Origin of the sequence: Pedobacter flavus (genome assembly GCF_036324285.1) — a bacterium.
GTDB classification, from domain to species: Bacteria; Bacteroidota; Bacteroidia; order Sphingobacteriales; family Sphingobacteriaceae; genus Pedobacter; species Pedobacter flavus.
Window position 1 is genome coordinate 851,841 of the sequence record NZ_JAZDQU010000002.1, and the last position, 18,754, is coordinate 870,594.

20 protein-coding genes are annotated in these 18,754 nt (G+C 31.7%); 8 read left to right on the top strand and 12 right to left on the bottom strand.

Annotated elements, in window-relative coordinates; genetic code table 11:
- Positions 1-98: 98 nt before the first annotated feature.
- Positions 99-1,499, bottom strand: a complete 1,401-nt coding sequence (locus VRU49_RS09930; RefSeq protein WP_330146629.1) for an MFS transporter — start codon at positions 1,497-1,499, stop codon at positions 99-101.
- A 351-nt stretch (positions 1,500-1,850) separates the two neighbouring features.
- Between VRU49_RS09930 and VRU49_RS09935 the strand changes: the two genes are divergently transcribed.
- The 4 genes from VRU49_RS09935 to VRU49_RS09950 all read left to right on the top strand — a co-directional run bounded on the left by VRU49_RS09935 (position 1,851) and on the right by VRU49_RS09950 (position 7,382).
- Positions 1,851-3,245 (top strand): arginine decarboxylase, encoded by a 1,395-nt coding sequence (locus VRU49_RS09935; protein ID WP_330146630.1) that lies wholly within the window; start codon positions 1,851-1,853, stop codon positions 3,243-3,245.
- Between the two features lie 68 nt (positions 3,246-3,313).
- Positions 3,314-4,024 carry a 3'-5' exonuclease gene (locus tag VRU49_RS09940; protein ID WP_330146631.1) on the top strand — a complete coding sequence of 237 codons (711 nt, stop codon included), beginning with the start codon at positions 3,314-3,316 and terminating at the stop codon, positions 4,022-4,024.
- A 173-nt stretch (positions 4,025-4,197) separates the two neighbouring features.
- On the top strand, positions 4,198-6,333 hold the full coding sequence (gene rnr / locus VRU49_RS09945; RefSeq protein ID WP_330146632.1) for a ribonuclease R: 2,136 nt from the start codon (positions 4,198-4,200) through the stop codon (positions 6,331-6,333).
- A gap of 80 nt (positions 6,334-6,413) precedes the next feature.
- Entirely contained in the window at positions 6,414-7,382 is a 969-nt protein-coding gene (locus VRU49_RS09950; RefSeq protein ID WP_330146633.1) for a polyprenyl synthetase family protein, read from the top strand.
- A 102-nt stretch (positions 7,383-7,484) separates the two neighbouring features.
- Here VRU49_RS09950 and rpmA read toward each other — a convergent pair whose 3' ends face one another.
- The 4 genes from rpmA to VRU49_RS09970 form a co-directional block, all read right to left on the bottom strand.
- A complete protein-coding gene (rpmA, locus tag VRU49_RS09955; protein ID WP_330146634.1) occupies positions 7,485-7,865 on the bottom strand; it encodes a 50S ribosomal protein L27 in 381 nt (126 codons plus the stop codon).
- Between the two features lie 47 nt (positions 7,866-7,912).
- A complete protein-coding gene (rplU, locus tag VRU49_RS09960) occupies positions 7,913-8,224 on the bottom strand; it encodes a 50S ribosomal protein L21 (protein WP_330146635.1) in 312 nt (103 codons plus the stop codon).
- A 108-nt stretch (positions 8,225-8,332) separates the two neighbouring features.
- Positions 8,333-8,848: a hypothetical protein gene (locus VRU49_RS09965; protein WP_330146636.1), complete on the bottom strand. Its 516-nt coding sequence runs from the start codon at positions 8,846-8,848 to the stop codon at positions 8,333-8,335.
- Between the two features lie 22 nt (positions 8,849-8,870).
- Complete coding sequence (locus VRU49_RS09970) at positions 8,871-10,298, bottom strand: dicarboxylate/amino acid:cation symporter (protein WP_330146637.1); 1,428 nt, start codon at positions 10,296-10,298, stop codon at positions 8,871-8,873.
- A 132-nt stretch (positions 10,299-10,430) separates the two neighbouring features.
- Between VRU49_RS09970 and VRU49_RS09975 the strand changes: the two genes are divergently transcribed.
- From VRU49_RS09975 to VRU49_RS09985, 3 genes are read left to right on the top strand one after another with little or no spacing between them, the layout of a single operon-like run.
- The gene (locus tag VRU49_RS09975; protein ID WP_330146638.1) at positions 10,431-10,928 is read left to right on the top strand and encodes an RNA polymerase sigma factor; all 498 of its coding nucleotides are present in this window, start codon (positions 10,431-10,433) and stop codon (positions 10,926-10,928) included.
- Entirely contained in the window at positions 10,915-11,508 is a 594-nt protein-coding gene (locus VRU49_RS09980) for a hypothetical protein (protein WP_330146639.1), read from the top strand. The genes VRU49_RS09975 and VRU49_RS09980 overlap by 14 nt, the downstream gene beginning before the upstream one ends.
- Positions 11,509-11,535: 27 nt before the next feature.
- Complete coding sequence (locus VRU49_RS09985; RefSeq protein ID WP_330146640.1) at positions 11,536-12,063, top strand: DUF922 domain-containing protein; 528 nt, start codon at positions 11,536-11,538, stop codon at positions 12,061-12,063.
- Here the strand turns inward: VRU49_RS09985 and VRU49_RS09990 are convergent.
- The 5 genes from VRU49_RS09990 to VRU49_RS10010 form a co-directional block, all read right to left on the bottom strand.
- On the bottom strand, positions 12,060-12,659 hold the full coding sequence (locus tag VRU49_RS09990; RefSeq protein WP_330146641.1) for a hypothetical protein: 600 nt from the start codon (positions 12,657-12,659) through the stop codon (positions 12,060-12,062). The genes VRU49_RS09985 and VRU49_RS09990 overlap by 4 nt on opposite strands.
- Positions 12,660-12,725: 66 nt before the next feature.
- Positions 12,726-13,247, bottom strand: coding sequence for a thermonuclease family protein (locus VRU49_RS09995; RefSeq protein ID WP_330146642.1), 522 nt, complete (start codon positions 13,245-13,247; stop codon positions 12,726-12,728).
- Complete coding sequence (gene trxB / locus VRU49_RS10000; protein ID WP_330146643.1) at positions 13,240-14,193, bottom strand: thioredoxin-disulfide reductase; 954 nt, start codon at positions 14,191-14,193, stop codon at positions 13,240-13,242. The genes VRU49_RS09995 and trxB overlap by 8 nt, the downstream gene beginning before the upstream one ends.
- 60 nt (positions 14,194-14,253) lie before the next feature.
- Positions 14,254-15,423: a dipeptidase gene (locus tag VRU49_RS10005; protein ID WP_330146644.1), complete on the bottom strand. Its 1,170-nt coding sequence runs from the start codon at positions 15,421-15,423 to the stop codon at positions 14,254-14,256.
- Positions 15,424-15,432: 9 nt separating this feature from the next.
- Positions 15,433-17,061: an acyl-CoA carboxylase subunit beta gene (locus VRU49_RS10010; RefSeq protein ID WP_330146645.1), complete on the bottom strand. Its 1,629-nt coding sequence runs from the start codon at positions 17,059-17,061 to the stop codon at positions 15,433-15,435.
- 193 nt (positions 17,062-17,254) lie between these two features.
- Here VRU49_RS10010 and VRU49_RS10015 point away from each other — a divergent pair, with 193 nt between their 5' ends.
- The gene (locus tag VRU49_RS10015; protein WP_330146646.1) at positions 17,255-17,689 is read left to right on the top strand and encodes a hypothetical protein; all 435 of its coding nucleotides are present in this window, start codon (positions 17,255-17,257) and stop codon (positions 17,687-17,689) included.
- A gap of 8 nt (positions 17,690-17,697) precedes the next feature.
- Here the strand turns inward: VRU49_RS10015 and VRU49_RS10020 are convergent, their stop codons facing one another.
- Positions 17,698-18,159, bottom strand: coding sequence for a MaoC family dehydratase (locus tag VRU49_RS10020; RefSeq protein ID WP_330146647.1), 462 nt, complete (start codon positions 18,157-18,159; stop codon positions 17,698-17,700).
- 3 nt (positions 18,160-18,162) lie between these two features.
- The gene (locus tag VRU49_RS10025) at positions 18,163-18,753 is read right to left on the bottom strand and encodes an LOG family protein (RefSeq protein WP_330146648.1); all 591 of its coding nucleotides are present in this window, start codon (positions 18,751-18,753) and stop codon (positions 18,163-18,165) included.
- Between the last annotated feature and the right edge of the window lies 1 nt (position 18,754).

Here is an 18,754-nt window from a genome sequence, read left to right on the forward strand (position 1 = left end):
TAAACAAAATTAAAAACCTAATTTATGTTCAATTAGCAATGAAAATATAACATAAAACTTATAAACGCTTTTTTTAATTAGCCAATCCCCCAAATAATCTAGCCTACTTTCATATTATCGCCATCTTTAAAATGTAAACGACGAAATACAAAACCCGATAATATGGTTAAGAAACCTACTACTAAAAAAGTATATCTAAAGGCGTTATGCACTTCATGATGAATTAGATTGAGATCACCTTGAAAAAGCTTTAAAATAATTAAGCCAAAAGCAACGCCAAATCCTATAGCTAATTGCTGATTTACTGAAACAAATGAATTTCCACTACTGGTATGATAATGCCTTAAATCGGCAATAGAAATAGAGTTCATCGCTGTAAACTGAATGGAATTAAAGAAACCTAGAAAAGAAATAATAGGAATATACCAATAAATGGAACTGTTTATCCCAGGAATTGCTAAGCAACATATTAAAACTCCAATAATAAAAGTATTACTCATTAATGTTTTTCTGTAACCTAACTTATTCAGCACTTTTAATACGGCCGATTTACCAAACATAGCCGTGATTGCCATGGGCGCCACAATCCAACCAGAAGTTAAAGCAGATTTACCATATGCTATTTGAACCATCATGGGCAATAGCAAGGGAATAGAACTAATTCCTAATCTGGTAGCTAGATTACCTAAAATTCCCACCCTAAATGTTCTAACTTGAAAAAGATTTAAAGGGAAAATAGGATTTCTATCTTTCGAGGCATGTTTATAATAATAATACAACATAAAAAACCCAAGCAAGAAAATCAATAATACAGGGGTCATGTTTGCCGTATTTCCGAACATTTCGAGTGCAAGCGACAATGAAATTGAGGCAATCGCAAAAATTATAAAACCTTTTAAATCAAAATCAATTATAATGGATTTATAATTTGGCATATATTTTAAACTTAAAATCAACGCCAAAACTCCAATTGGGATATTTATTAAAAAAATCCAATGCCAACTCAAATAATCCACCATATAACCGCCCACCACAGGCCCCATAACTGGTCCGATTAAAGCGGGTATTATGGCAAAATTCATTGCTTTCATTAATTCTTTTTTAGGAAAAGTTTTAATTAAAGCCAGTTTTCCAACTGGAGTCATCAAGCTACCGCCAATTCCTTGAACAATCCTAGCAAATACCAATTGTGTTAAATCTTGAGCTAGCGAACAGAATAAAGATCCAATACTAAAAAGGATCAAAGAAATAATGAAGATTTTCTTAGTTCCAAACTTATCAGCCAAAAAACCACTTACAGGCATAAATAAAGCTAATGTTAAAACATAGCTTATTATGGCGTTTTGCATATCTAATGGCGACTCACTTAAATCTTTTGCGATGGCAGGCAACGAAGTATTAAGGATAGTTGAATCTAACATCTGCATAAAGATTGCAGTAGCCAATATTATGGGTAATATTTTTTTGGTAGTATTAGATACTTCAATTTGCGAATCCATTTATTTTATCCTATTCAATTAAAAAAATACATCCCAAATTATAAATACAAAACGCATTACAGGTTCAAATATTTATAAAATTTCCAGTTTCAAATTTTAGATTAAATCAAAACTAATTGTTCATATAAATGTATAAATAAAAACAACAGTGATTAATTAATTGTAAGTTTTATGTAAATGCAAAGGTTATACTTAATTCTACTTAAATAATTAACAAAACTTTATTCAAAGTGTCTTATATTTGCGAATTATTAGTACAATTTGTAAACCTAATCTGTTTTTTAGTTTTTACTTTTTTACCTTTAAAAATTCATCTATTTATACTTTTAAATTCTCATATTGAATTAAAAAATGCAGAGTTACTCCGAATTTCTTGACCTATCTGTTGGCTTCCCTCAGGAAGGTTTTACTGTAATCGACGATGAACTATATTTCCAAGATTTAAATCTAATGGAAATGATTGAAACTTACGGAACTCCATTGAGATTTACTTATTTGCCTCAAATCAGTAAAAAAATACAACAAGCAAAAATATTATTTCAACAAGCTATAATTAAAAATAACTATAGAGGAAATTATAAATATTGTTATTGTACTAAAAGTTCACATTTCAGACATATTGTCGAAGAAGCATTAAAAAACGATATCCACTTAGAAACTTCATCGGCATTTGATATGCCAATGATCGAAGCTTTAGAGAAAAAGGGGAAAGTAACTAAAGATATTACCGTAATCTGTAATGGTTTTAAAACATACCAATACAAGCAATATATAATTGATATGTTGCACGATGGTTATAAAAACATTATTCCAGTTTTAGATAATAAAGAAGAATTTAACCTTTACGATGATGAGGTGGAAATGGATACACCTTGTAATTTAGGTATTAGAATTGCAGCAGAGGAACAACCAGACTCTCAATTTTATACAAGCAGATTGGGCGTAAGATTAGAAGATGTTATAGAATTCTACAACAATAAAATTGTTTCTAACCCTAATTTCAGAGTTAAATTATTACACTTTTTTATTAATTCTGGTATTACAGATTCGCCTTATTATTGGAACGAATTAGAAAAGTACGTTACATTATATTGTAAATTTAAAAAGATAAATCCTGAATTAGATACGCTTGATATTGGCGGTGGAATGCCTTTCAAAGACAGTTTAGTATTTGATTTTGATTACGAATATATGGTTAACGAAATTGTGAAGCGTATTAAAGAAATATGTGCTGAACACGATGTAGTTGAACCAGATATTATTACCGAATTTGGAAAATACACAGTAGCCGAAGCTTCTGGTATTCTATATAAAGTATTGGGTCGTAAGCAACAAAATGATCGCGAAAAGTGGTTAATGTTAGATGGCTCTTTTATCACTAATTTACCTGATGTTTGGGCATTAAACCAAAAATATATTCTTCTACCGATAAACAATTGGGATGCCGAATATGAAAGAGTAAACTTAGGGGGAATTACTTGCGACGGACAAGATTATTATAATCAAGAAGCGCATATGAACTCTGTATTTATGCCTAAAACTAGAAAAGTACAATACCTAGGCTTCTTTAATACTGGTGCTTACCAAGAGGTATTAAGTGGCTATGGTGGTATTCATCATTGCTTATTACCTAGTCCAAAACATGTTATCATTAGAAGAAACAGAGACGAAAGTTTTAATTTCGAGGTTTTTGGTGAAGAACAAAACAGCAAACAAGTACTTAAAATTTTAGGATATACTTCCTAAATTTAAACTTATAATTTGATAGGCCTGTATTTAATTATATAGGCCTATTTTTTTACTTAACTTAGTGTATGCTCGCTCATATAAATTTACAACAGGTATTATTTTTAGACATAGAAACTGTTCCTCAATACCAAAATTTCGAGGAAATGCCTGAACATTTGCAAAAATTATGGGATAAGAAATCGAGCGGAATAAGAAAAGAAACTTCTGTAGAAGAGTTTTACAACAAAGCTGGAATTTGGGCAGAATTTGGTAAGATTGTTTGCATAAGTATTGCCAGGATAAAATTTGATTCCAACACCCCTCAATTAAGAATAAAATCGTTTTTTGGATCAGATGAAAAAGAAATATTAACGCAGTTTTTAGAAATTCTTAACAAACTCCCTCAGAAAGTACTTTTATGTGCGCATAATGGGAAAGAATTCGATTTCCCATATATCTGCAGAAGATTATTAATTAATGCCTTGCCCATTCCATCAATTTTAAATATTACAGGCAAAAAACCTTGGGAAATAAATCATTTAGACACATTAGAACTTTGGAGATTTGGTGATTTTAAGCATTATATTTCTTTAGATCTACTCGCGAATATTTTAGGTATAGAATCACCAAAAGCTATGGTTGATGGAAGTATGGTTAAAGACCTTTTTTATTTGGAAAAAGATTTAGAAAAAATTGTAAATTATTGTCAGTTAGATGTTCAAACAATTGCTCAAATTCTTTTGAAATTAAAAGGCAAAGCATTAATTAAAGATGAAGACGTAGAAATCGTTAAATAATTTAACAATTTCTGAATTTTAGGATTAAATTTTTATATCATCTTTAAGTATTTAAAATTATTAGATTCCTACAACAAACCAATTTTCCTTATATTGGTTTAATATAAAGAACCAGCAATTAAATAATGGTATGGGTTACTTTAAACCTACCTTTATAAAATCAATAAAAATATATGGCAAAAAACAAATCAGCCAACATTAAAGCAGTTTTAGCAAAATTAATAACTGGGGTTTTCGAAAAGAGCAAAAAGCAATCTTTAAATTATAAACAAATAGCAGCAAAGCTTAATTTAACTGATCCATTATCTAAGGAAATTATTCAAGAGATAATTCAGGATCAAATATTAGCAGGTGTTCTCGTACAATCTGAAAAGGGAAAATACAAGATCAAAGATTTAAAAATCCTAATTACCGGTACGGTAGATATGACTGCCGATGGGTCAGGTTATGTAGTTCCAGATGATGAATTTGAAAAGGATATTTATGTTGCTCCAAGAAAACTAAGAAATGCACTTAATGGCGATAAAGTAAGCGTGCATGTTTACGCCAATAAAAGTGGAAAAAAGAAAGAAGGCGAAGTAGTAGAAATTATAAAGCGCGCAAAAACAGAATTTATTGGTATTGCAAAAGTATCTGATAAGTTTGCTTTTGTAATTCCAGACGATAGAAAGATGTTGCACGATATATTTGTGCCTTTACCAGATATTAATCAGGCAAAAAACAACGAAAAAGTTGTTGTTTCTATCACAGATTGGCCAGAAGGTGCAAAAAATCCAATTGGAAAAATCACTAAAGTACTAGGTGTTCAAGGAGAGAATAACACTGAAATGAATGCCATATTAGCCCAATATGGTTTTCCACTTCAATTTCCTGATGCTGTAGAAGCTGAAGCAAATGCAATTCCAGAACAATTAACAGAGGAAGATTTAAAAGGAAGAAGAGATTTTAGAGAGGTTTTAACTTTTACAATCGACCCAGCAGATGCTAAAGATTTTGATGACGCAATTTCATTTAAAAAATTAGAAAATGGGGTTTATGAAATTGGTGTGCATATTGCAGATGTGTCGCATTATGTAAGACCAGGATCTGAATTAGACAAAGAGGCTTACGATAGAGCAACTTCTGTTTATTTGGTTGATAGAGTGATTCCTATGCTTCCAGAACGATTAAGTAATGGTGTTTGTTCATTACGCCCTAACGAAGATAAATTATGCTTCTCTGCTGTATTTAAAATGAATGATAAAGCAGAAATACTAGATAAATGGTTTGGCAAAACCATAATCCATTCTAATACAAGATTTTCATACGAAGATGCACAACTCATTATAGAAAATAAATTAGGTAAGCATGTTGATGAAATTTTAAAATTAAATGAATTAGCACATTTATTAAGAGAAGAAAAGTTTCGAAACGGCGCAATCAGTTTCGAAAGTACCGAAGTTAAATTTAAACTCGACGAAAAAGGAAAACCGATAGGTGTTTATGTGAAAGAAAGAAAAGATGCACATAAGTTAATTGAAGATTTTATGCTTTTGGCCAATAAACAAGTGGCAGAATATGTTGCAAAAAAACATAAAGGAAAAAATAAATTAACCTTCGTATATAGAAATCACGAAGCTCCTAACTTAGAAAATCTAAATAATTTTGTGACGTTTGCTGCCAGATTCGGATATAAAATAAACACCAAATCTGATAAAGAGATCGCTAAATCCTTAAATTATTTAATGGAAGATGTGGAAGGGAAAAAAGAGCAAAATATGCTAACATCCCTCGCAATTAGATCTATGGCAAAAGCCATCTATACTACTAAAAGAACCAATCATTATGGTTTAGCTTTTGATTTTTACACCCACTTTACCTCTCCTATTAGACGATACCCAGATATTATGGTGCATAGGTTATTGGAAAACTACCTCAACAATGGAAAATCAGCAAATGCTGAAGAGTTCGAGTTAGCAAGTATTCACTCATCTGCCATGGAGAAAAAAGCTGCCGAAGCAGAAAGAGCATCAATTAAATACAAACAAGCAGAATACTTAGAAGATAATATTGGTGAAGTTTATAAAGGAATTATTTCTGGAGTAACCGAGTGGGGTATGTATGTAGAAATCATAGAAAACAAATGTGAAGGTATGGTTAGATTAAGAGATTTAACTGATGATTTTTATGTTTTAGATGAAAAAAATTATAGAATTATAGGTCAACGTAAAGGAAAAATATACCAACTTGGTGATGAAGTTATGATTGTAATTAAAAAAGTAGATTTATCTAAAAGACAAATAGACTTTAAAATACATTCCGATTCCTAGATTTGAAATTAATAAGCTATTTTTGTTCCAAATAAGCGTTTTTTATCGCAATAAACAATACCTTTAAAGGGTAAAATATAATGCACAATATATCTGAATTACAAGTTATAGTAGAAGAGGCTATAAAACAATTACGATACCCCTCTAAGCCCGATAAACTTTATGCTCCAATAAGCTATATAATGGCACTTGGTGGAAAAAGAATTAGACCTGTATTGGTTTTAATGGCAGCAGAATTATTTGATGAAGATTTAAAAGAACCTCTACATGCTGCTATGGCAATAGAAACTTTTCATAATTTCACATTAATTCATGATGATATAATGGACAACGCTCCATTAAGAAGAGGAAAAATTACTGTCCACGAGAAATGGGGTGTTAATAATGCCATTTTAAGTGGAGATGTTATGATGGTTGAGGCCAACAAACAATTATCAAATCTAGATATATCAGTATTAAAAAGAGCGCTCTTTACATTTAATTCTACTGCACAAGGAGTTTGTCAAGGTCAACAATTAGATATGGAGTTCGAAAATCGTGATGATGTTACTCTAGAGGAGTATATTGAAATGATTAGACTAAAAACTGCTGTATTAATTGGTGGAGCATTAAAATTAGGCGCTGAAGTAGCGAATGCTTCTGTAGAAGATGCCGAAAATTTATATAGTTTCGGAGAAAATTTAGGAATTGCTTTTCAATTACAAGACGATATATTAGATGTTTACGCTAGTCCAGAGAAATTTGGAAAACAAATTGGTGGCGACATTATATCTAATAAAAAAACTTGGTTAATGTTACAAGCTATTCAAGAAGCAGAATCTGAAGAAATACTTACTATGCTACAGGTTTCAGAGGGCGATGAAGCTCTTTTAAAAGTAAAAACTGTAACTGAAATTTATAATAAATATAAAATTAAGGAACTCGCAGAGACGCAAGTTAAAATCTATATTGATAAAGCAATGCAAGCTTTAGATAATATTAAAGTTTCCGATGAACGTAAAGTTTATCTTCGAGCATTAACTCAAAAACTTATGGTAAGGGATAATTAAAATTATCCCTTTTTTTTATTCTTACTATTAAATAATATTCCAAAACAAAAAACCCCGAAATAAAAATTTCGGGGTTTTTTAATAATATTTTGCGAGTAATAATTACTCAGCAGTTTCAGTAGCTTTTTCTGCTTTTGGAGCAGCTGCTTTTTTTGCAGGAGCCTTTTTAACTGGAGCTTCTACAACTTCTTTTGCTTCAACTTTTTTAGCAGGTGCAACTGGTGCTTCTGTTAATGGAAGAATTGAAACATAAGATTTGTTATCTCTTTTCTTTTTGAATACTACTGTACCGTCTACTAATGCAAATAAAGTATGGTCTTTACCTAATCCAACATTTAAATCTGGATGGTGTTTAGTTCCACGCTGACGAACAATAATGTTTCCAGCAATAGCTGATTGACCACCAAATATTTTAATACCTAGGCGTTTGCTATGACTTTCGCGACCGTTCTTCGAACTACCGGCTCCTTTTTTATGTGCCATTTTTTATATTTTAAAAACCCTATTAAAGGATTAAAGTTAACAATTTATTATAAACTGATTCCTGAAATTTGAATCTTAGTGAATGATTGACGGTGACCATTTTTCTTTTTGTAACCTTTTCTACGTTTCTTTTTGAAAACGATCACTTTATCACCTTTTAAATGAGACACGATCGTAGCTGAAACTTTGGCTCCTTTTAATGCATCAGCACCTAAAGAAATTTTTCCACCATTATCAACCAACAACACATTGTCAAATTCAATACTAGCGCCTTCATCCCCTTGTAATCTGTGTACAAAAAGATGCTGGTCTTTTGCAACCTTGAATTGCTGTCCAGCTATATTTACTATTGCGTACATTGTTTATTTATTTTTTGTTATTGTTATTTTTTACGAGGTGCAAATATATGGGTTTATTTTGATAATTAAAAATATCTTTTACTTCTTACCCCTATTTCACAAAATATTTTAATTTTCAGCCTTGCCATAACGCGCATCAGCATCAGATATAGTAGTGAAAAATATTTTCTGCATTTGCGTTGCCACATCTTTCAATTTCTCACTTCCATTATAATCAGTAAGTAAGGTTACTGTTTTCGACCTACGTTGATAATTAATGGTCATCACATATCTTAAAGCTTTATTTGAATTTAGATCGGTTCCCGGATTTGCAATCAATTCTGGTAAATTCCAAAAACCTAATTCGTTTGCCTTGCTATGCAAATAAATAATTTCATTCTGCTTTAACTTAACTGTAGTTTTTATTAATGAATCCTGCGCATTTTCATACTGATATGCTCCAGTTGCAGAATCATATTTATTTATTTGATTATTCCCAGGGCCCCAGCTATATTGTAAAGAAACAAACTCCGACGACTTAAATGGAGCATTCATAATCATTGGTCTATAATAAATAACACAATAAATTAAGAATGGTATTACAATTACAATGGCAAGGAATATTTTCTTGGTTCTATCAGACACAATTATAAATTTAAATTAATAATTAAGTTAACTCTGGAGTAGGTGCTTCTGGATCATATTCGCCTTCCCATCTTGCAATTACAACAGTTGCCAAACAGTTACCAATTACGTTTACTGATGTTCTTGCCATGTCCATCAATTCATCAACTCCTAAAATTGCAGCAATAATAAACGTTGGTAAACCAAATTGATCTGCAGTTGCAATTAATATAATTAAAGAGGCTCTAGGAATTGCAGCTACACCCTTACTACTAATCATAAGAGTAAAAACAATTAATAATTGCTCGCTAAAACTTAAATGAATACCTGCTGCTTGAGCAACAAATATAGAAGCTAAAGAAAGATATAATGTAGTACCATCTAAATTGAAACTGTACCCAGTTGGAATTACAAACGATACAATTTTTCTAGGCACACCAAATTTCTCCATTGCACTCATCGCTTTTGGAAGCGCTGCATCTGAACTTGTTGTTGCAAATGCAATACTTACAGGTTCTTTTATAGCATTAATAAACTTCTTAATAGGAACTTTATTATATAATGCTATTGGGTACAACACAATTAATATAAATGCTATCAAAGCAACATATAAAGTGGCAACCAACATAAAGAGGTTCTTTAATATCTCTACGCCCATATGTCCAACTGTATAAGCCATAGCAGCCCCAACTCCAATTGGCGCAAAATACATGATTAAATTAGTAAACTTAAACATGGTTTCTGCCAAACTCTCACAAAAATCTACCAGTGGTTTTTTCTTCTTTTCGTCTATCATGGCTAAACCTATCCCGAATAGAACAGAGAAGATTACAATTTGTAATACTTGTGCATCATAGATGGCTTTAGCTATGTTTTCTGGAAATATATTTCTAAAAAAAGCTAAGGTTTTATATAACCAATGTACATTTTCTGGAAGCTGTTCTAACATTAAAGCATCACCTGGATCTACTGCCGGTTTTGGAAGTTCAGTATGCGGAATATTTGAAATATCAACACCAACACCTGCTTTTGATATATTAATAGCTGCAAGACCAATAAATAAAGCAATTGTAGTAGCACAGTAAAAATAAACCATCGACTTCCATCCCATTCTACCAACTTGCTTTAAATCGCTATGTCCAGCAATACCTACCACTAAAGTTGAAAATAAAATCGGCCCTACAATAGTTTTAACCAATTTAATAAATCCTTTACTTAAAGGTTGCATAGCTACTGCTACACTCGGATAATCTACACCCACAAATATCCCTATCGTCATACAAACAAGTATCCATGTTGTAAGATTCTTTTTAACAATAGCAAAGTAAAATAGAACAACAGCTAATATCCATCTAACGCTCATCATAGCTGGATCCGAAATCGCTACGATGTTAAAATCTTTTAGAATGGCCATTACAGAGGCAATGGTAATCATTAACAATGTAATTAACCCAATACGCTTTTTAATCATGTATATTTTTTTAATTCGTCCAACAAAAGTAATTATTTGAGACTATGAAGCAAACAATTATTACTTTTGCTTTGAAAAATATCGTAACATTTTCCACTACTTACTATCTAATAGTTACCGATTATATCGTAAATGGAGCAAAAAGATCAATTATTCAAACAAATTTTTGAGGCAAATTCTAAAAAGATTTTCCATTTATGCTATGGTTATACCGGTGATTCTGATATAGCCAATGATTTATTGCAAGAAACTTTCATGAAGGTTTGGCAAAATTTAGATAAGTTCAGAAACAAATCTCTCCTTTCTACCTGGATATATAGAATTGCTGTAAATACCTGCTTAACCTATTTAAGAACAGAAAAAAGACAAGCAAAAGACGAATTAACAGATAATATTATTGAAAATAAGTCGGAAGAGTATTCAGAAAAAAACGAGCAGATTGCTCTACTCTATAAAAGTATTTCTAAGCTAGAAGAAAATGATAGGTTTATTATAACTATGGTTTTAGACGAAATACCCTATCCGGAAATAGCGGAAATTTCTGGTATTAGTGAAGGAAATCTAAGAGTAAGAATACATAGAATAAAACAGAAATTAACCGAATTATATAATCAGCATGCAAAACTTTGATTTCATAGAAAAAATTTGGAATGATCATTCTGTTGAAGCTAAAATTTCTTCAGATGAGATGCTTGCGCAGGTAAAAAAAGATGTTGGCACGCTAAAGAATAAATCATTCGTGAATATTATTTTAATGGTAGGCTGTATAATTGTTTTATGTGTTTTATGGTATTTCTTAACTTTTTCATCAATAACCACTAATATTGGATTAGGCATAACTATTTTAAGTATCATAGTTTATTCGGTTTTACTTTATAAAGATCATGTGCTGATTAATAAAACTGATTTCACCGCCTACCCAGCCGAATATTTAACGTATTTAAAGCAATATCAAATAAATAGGTATAAATTATATAATTCTACTTACTGGATTTATGTTATTGCACTAACTGTAGGAATTGCACTTTATTTCATAGAAATTCTTCAATACTTCTCTATCGAATGGAGGTGGTTAGCAATTATCTTTACTTTTGGATGGATTCTATTTTGCTCTACTTATGTAAGAAAAATTGTAATGCGTAGAGAAAAAGATAGAATAGAAGCATTAATTGAGAAATTAGAAAGATTAAGCGCTCAATTTAAGTCGTAATACAATCTGTTTTTCGTAACTTACTGTATGTTTAAATACATAGTTTTATTTTCTGCATTATTCTTAATTACAGCAATTCCCCAACATAAGCCTATAAAATTAAATTGGGACGTGCATTTTAAAGGTGAACCCAACCTCAAATCAAAATATACTGCCTTAACTTCATTAGTTTTTAGATATGGTTATGAGTCTGCTGTTTCCAATAATAAGGTGAGTTTAAAATTTAATTTCCATGCAGATGTAAATCCACAAAAAAGTTGGTATAAATCTGATCGAATTAAAAATAAAGAAGAAAAAGATTATCTATTAAATCATGAACAAGGTCATGTTAACCTAAATTTTTTATTAAAAAAGGAAGCTGAAAGAGTTTTAGTTAAAGCAAAGTATTCTGCTAAAGATTATAAAACTACCATCAAAAAATTAGGAGATTCAATTATTAAAAAATACGATAATTTACAAAAACAATACGACGAAGAAACTGAACATAGTTTAAACAAAAAATCCCAGCAGAACTGGGATAATTATATTGATAATTTATTAGAATCTTATAATTAAGGGTTTTCTATTTGTTTAGAACTAAAGTTATTGTTTTGAATTTTATATTGAATTAATATTTCTTTGTTAGGCGTATTTAAAGAATCACTTTTAATGGTAAAAGTCCTAAATAATTCGCCGCTTTTAATATTAAATTTATCGTTTCCTAAATAATCATTTTTAAATTTAGTTGGTAATGATGGAAATGTAATCTTCCTAAATTCGTTATCTTCAAATTCATAAACCAATAAATCCGATTGATTTTTATTGCTCAATAACTCCACATAAAGTTCTGGATTTCCATCCGTATCCAAATCTAGATTCCAAAAACCTTTTATCTTTCCTTCTCTTTCTAAACTAAGCGCTTTAAATTTACTGTGAAGAGAATCAGACATTAAAATAGAAACACCGCCTACAGAATCATTACTATTACCCCACGAAATAGCTTCGAAATCTAATCCTGGTCTAATTTCTACTTTCTTATAAAAATGAAACGGATTCTTTGATTGCGGTGCAACATTGGTTTGTGATTGCTCGGTAGACTGTTTATCGCCACCACAAGCGAACATCATAAGAATAATGTTAAAAAACACGATTAATTTTATATACTTTTTCATTTGAGTTTATGATTTAAAAAACCAAATTATAAAAAGTATGAAGCATTAAGAAATTAATTATAGTTTTTACTTTTTAATTTTAGGCAACTTTCTAAATTCCCAAGGCGAAATTGGATTTTTATCTATCCATAATCCCTTTTTTAATTTTCTAGCTTCATTTTCCAATTGAGCTAATTCTGCAGATTTAGAATATTGTTTATAATGCCAAGCCAATCCTTGCTTTAAAAGCGATTTATTTAATGAAACTCCTTTGTCATTAAATACTTCACCTATAACTCTACCATATCCATCTTTGCCATTGTTCTTTATTCTAACATATTTTCCAAAACTAAAATCAGAAGTAAATTGCTTTGCTTTCTCTCCAAAAGCTTGCTTTTTTTCTGGACAGTCTATTCCATCAAGGCGAATAGTTATGGTAAACTTTTCTATAGTAATAATATCTATAGTATCACCATCTCTAACGCCAATAACTTTTACTCTGGGAAGCTGATAAAAATCAGAAACTGGCTGAAAAGATGTTAAAGATAATAGGCAGGTTAAAATTAAAAATGACCTGAAAAAACCTATAAACCGATTAGTTTTAAGCATGTTCTTTTGATGCCAAATAACGCTCTGCATCTAAAGCAGCCATACAACCAGAACCAGCTGCAGTTATGGCCTGACGGTAATAATTATCTTGTACGTCTCCGCAAGCAAATACACCCTCTATATTAGTTAAAGATGAGCCTGGCTTGGTAATTAAATATCCTGTTTCATCCATATCTAATTGACCTTTAAAAATATCTGTATTGGGTTTATGACCAATAGCAACAAAAAATCCAGTGATATTTAGTTCCTTGGTTTCTCCGCTAACATTATTTCTAACTTTAAGACCTGTGACATTTTTTCCATCACCTATAACCTCTTCGGCTTCTGTATTGTATAAAACCTCTAAGTTTGGCGTATTTAAAACCCTGTTTACCATAGCTTTAGAAGCTCTAAATTCGTCTCTTCTAACCAGCATATAAACCTTATTACATAGTTTAGCGAGATAAGTAGCTTCTTCTGCTGCTGTATCACCTGCACCTACAATTGCAACATCTTGGCCTCTAAAGAAAAAACCATCACATACAGCACATGCAGAAACCCCGAATCCATTATATTTTTGCTCACTTTCTAAGCCCAACCATTTAGCGGTTGCACCGGTAGCTATAATTACGGTATCGGCAGTAATTGTTTTAGTTTCATCAACCACAACTTTATGTGGAAGTGAAGAAAAATCAACTGAACTTACATATCCAAATCTAATATCAGTTCCAAAACGTTCGGCCTGTTTTCTAAAATCTTCCATCATCTCTGGACCCATAACACCTTCAGGATAACCAGGAAAATTATCAACATCTGTAGTTTTTGTTAATTGTCCGCCTGCTTCCATCCCTGTATACATTACAGGTTTCATATCTGCTCTAGCAGCGTAAATTGCAGCTGTATATCCAGCCGGACCAGAACCAATTATTAAGCATTGAACATGCTCTTGTACGTCGTTATTTTGCATTTGATTTTTTGTAGAGATGAGTGATATTTCTTAAAACAAAATTAAGAATTTTTAAAGATTTTATATCCCCTTAATGTCTTTTAAAAGTCTTAAAAAATTACCACCTAAAATTTTATGAATTTCATTTTTTGAATATCCTCGTTTATTTAAAACTTCTGTTAACTTAGGAAAATCTGCTACACTATTCATGCCTTGAGGAAAAGATTCTGCTCCATCAAAATCAGCCCCAATTCCTACATGATTTACCCCGATTAGTTTTACAATATGATCTATATGATCAGCAATTTTATCTATAGAAGGACCCAACAATTGAGCTTCTTTTATATGAATATTTACTACACTATCTATGGCTTTAGACCTTCCTATTGAGCTAGTTAAAGATTTTATTTCCGACTCATATTTATCGAAAAATTTCTTTCTATTATTGTCATATTCTGGATCTAAAAATCCACTGTAAAAATTCACTGAAATTACACCTCCATTTTTGCCAATTGCTTTTATCTGATCATCGGTTAAGTTTCTTGGTACAGGATTTATGGAATGAACAGAACTATGAGAAACCAAAACTGGCTTTGTGGTGTATTTTAAAGCGTCGTAAAAGGTTTTTTCACCAACATGAGATAAATCAACCATAACACCCACTTTATTCAATCTAGCAATAACCGATTTACCAAAATCATTTAATCCAGCTGAAGATGCTAATACTTTATTTTTAGACTCATCTGCAGCAGAACTTGCCCACGACAAGCTATTGTTCCAAGTTAAAGTTAGATAGATCATTCCTTTAGATGCCAAAGAATCTATATAATCTAAATTTTCATCGATCATATGTCCGCCTTCTACACCAATTAATGCTGCCAGTTTCCCATTTTTCACAGCATTTAGAACCGATTTACTGGAATTTACTAGTTCAATTTTATCAGGATTTCGCTTTATTAAGGCATTTAATGAATCTATTTGCTCTATCGCGGCTTTATAATTTCCTTTTTCATCGCTCCATACCGCAAAAATTTGAACATCTAAACCTCCAGCTTTAGCTCTTATTAAGTCAAACTGACCTGATGGCTGAAATTTTGCTAAATCGACCCCCGATTTTATCTGATTATGTAAAATATCACCATGAGTATCTACAACAATAGCAGAATTATGAATGATCTTTGCATCCTGAGCCCATGTATTTGACGAGATACTGAGTAATAATATTCCTAAAAAGGTAGATAATTTATGCATATTGTTATCCTAGGTTTGAATAATACCAGGGTTAAATCTTTTAGTTATTGGCGACTGCTGAGCGGCCTCTATACCCATAGATATTACTTTTCTAGTTTCTAACGGATCAATAATACCATCAACCCAAAGTCTAGATGCAGCATAATAAGGCGACGTTTGCGCATCGTAATCCTTTACAATCTGGTTTAATAAGTTTTCTTTCACTTTATCATCAATCACCTCCCCTTTAGCTTTAAGCGAAGATTCCTGAATTTGCAATAATACCTTTGCTGCTTGAGCTCCACCCATTACTGCAATTCTTGCCGAAGGCCATGCATAAATTAATCTTGGATCATAAGCCTTACCACACATAGCATAATTTCCTGCCCCATAAGAATTGCCTACTACGATAGTGAATTTTGGCACTACAGAATTCGCTACAGCACTAACCATTTTGGCTCCATCTTTAATAATTCCTCCATGTTCCGATCTGCTTCCAACCATAAACCCTGTAACATCTTGTAAAAATACCAATGGAATTTTTTTCTGATTACAATTCATTATAAATCGCGCAGCTTTATCTGCACTATCAGAATAAATAACACCCCCAAATTGCATTTCACCTTTTTTAGATTTTACAACTTTGCGTTGATTGGCAACAATTCCTACAGACCACCCATCTATTCTAGCTAATCCACATAATATACTTTGTCCGTACTCCTTCTTATACTCTTCAAATTCAGAATTATCAACTAAACGGTCAATAATATCATGCATATCATAGGGCTTTTCTCTATTATCAGGAAGTATCCCGTATAATTCTGCAGGATCTTTGGCTGGCATAACTGGAGCAATTCGGTTAAACCCTGCATTTTCTGGATTACCAATTTTACTTACAATATTTTTAATACTATCCAGACAAGCTTGATCATTTGGATGTTTATAATCAGTAACACCAGAAATTCCTGAATGAGTTTCGGCACCACCTAAAGTTTCGTTATCTACATCTTCTCCGATGGCAGATCGCACCAAATAAGAACCTGCTAAAAAAACTGAACCTGTTCCCTCAACAATCATAGCCTCATCGCTCATAATGGGCAAATATGCACCTCCAGCTACACAAGCACCCATAATTGCAGAAATTTGAACTATTCCTTCTGCAGACATTTGAGCATTATTCCTAAATATCCTTCCGAAATGTTCTTTATCTGGGAAAATTTCATCTTGCATAGGCAAATAAACCCCAGCACTATCTACAAGATAGATAATTGGCAATTTATTTTCCATAGCAATCTCTTGTGCGCGAAGATTTTTCTTTGCAGTCATAGGAAACCATGCACCAGCTTTCACAGTTGCATCGTTGGCAACAATCATGCACTGTTTACCCGAAATATAACCTATACCACAAATTACACCTGCAGAAGGACATCCTCCTTGATCTTGGTACATTCCATCGGCAGCAAATGCCCCTATTTCTAAAAAATTTGAATGATCATCTAACAAGTAAGCGATTCGTTCTCTTGCCAGCATTTTACCCTTTTCTTTATGCTTTTTGGCACTCTTTTCTCCCCCACCTTTCTCAATTACACTTAATCTATACTTTAATTCAGAAACCAGTTGTTTATTGATGTCTTCGTTGCGATTTTGGTCGATATTCATGTCTGCAATTTAATTTATTTTAATTGAATTCGCTAATTTCAATTCGTGAATTTACAGGTCAATTAGATTCAAAATGATAGATTTTTTTTATCCTATTTCACTAACAGTCATTATTCTATAATAATTGAAACTTTTAGACCAAATCCTGAAATAGTAAAGTAATTTTGCAAATTCAAAACTTTAATTTTAGAAAATGAAAAACTTAGTTTTAATCTTAATATTCGGTTTATTTTTCACCAATAGTTGGGCGCAAAAAGTTGCCACCTATTCTACTGGAACAACAGGTGAAGAAAATTATGAAAGTTTTGGATTTTGGGTAAATAACGAAGGAGAAAAAGATTTTATCACTTACAACTATGGTAAAGATAAAACTGAAGCCAAAATTACATATGCTGGATTAAGCAATTTTAAAGGAGTACCGTGTTTTAAAATACAATTCGCTAATAAACTACAATTATTTGTAATGATTAATGGAAATCAGCTACAAATTGCAGACAATTCAGGGAAATATTTAAAAACTTTTAAATGGGAATATGAAGGTCCCATTAATGGAATTGGGACCTATTGTAATGTCTGTGCAAGTGATGAAAATGAGGCCATTTTAATCACTAAAAAATTTATGAATTAAATAAATTTTTAATTATTGAAATGATATAAAAAGACGGTTTCACCTGTAAAAGCAGGTTTTGCCTCATCTTTTATTTCCATAGTTAGCGCAATTGTAACCTTTGTAACGCCACGTAGATTTACAATATTACTTAACTTTACTCTTAGCCTAATTTCACTATCTACCAACACTGGTTGTGCAAAACGAAGACTCTCTATTCCATAGTTAATCTCCATTTTTAAATTCTTAACTTCCGTTATTTGTTTCCATAACAATGGAATTAAAGAAAGTGATAAATAACCATGAGCAATGGTTTTTTTGAATGGACTTTCTATTGCTGCCCTTTCTGCATCACAATGAATCCATTGGTGATCTAAAGTTGCATCAGCAAACTTGTTTATTTGTTCTTGTGTTACCTTATGCCAATTAGAAATTCCTATTTCTTGTCCTAGGAATCGGGCAAAAGATTCGTGTGAGTCTATTATAACCATTTCTTAACTTAGATTTCTATCTTTAAACCAAACTTCATCTGGGGTTTCAGAAAACTCGCTCATTTTGTTTATTAAAATAGAAGGGTCTGATTCTACAAAAAGTAAATCTCTATTTTTAGGTTTCAAAAAACCTTCTTCAACCATTCTATCTAATTGAGCAATTAATGGGTCGTAAAAACCATTAAAATTTAGAATTCCTATTGGCTTGTTATGCAACCCAAGTTGCAGCCATGTAAGCACCTCAAAAAGTTCTTCTAATGTACCAAAACCACCCGGTAAAATCAAAAATGAATCAGAAAGATCTGCCATTTTTTGCTTACGCTGGTGCATATTTTCAGTTATTATTAGTTCTGTAACGCCTGTATGTCCAACTTCTTTATCTAAAAGAAACTGAGGAATCACACCTTTTACAATTCCATTACGCAACAGCATATTATCGGCCACTAACCCCATCAAACCAACCTTTCCGCCTCCATATACTACAAAAATACCTTGTGAAGTTAAAACTTCCGTAAGTTGTTCAATGAGTATTATTAGCTCAGGATTACCGTTAAAATTAGCGCCACAATAAATACAAACAGAGCGTAATTTCATG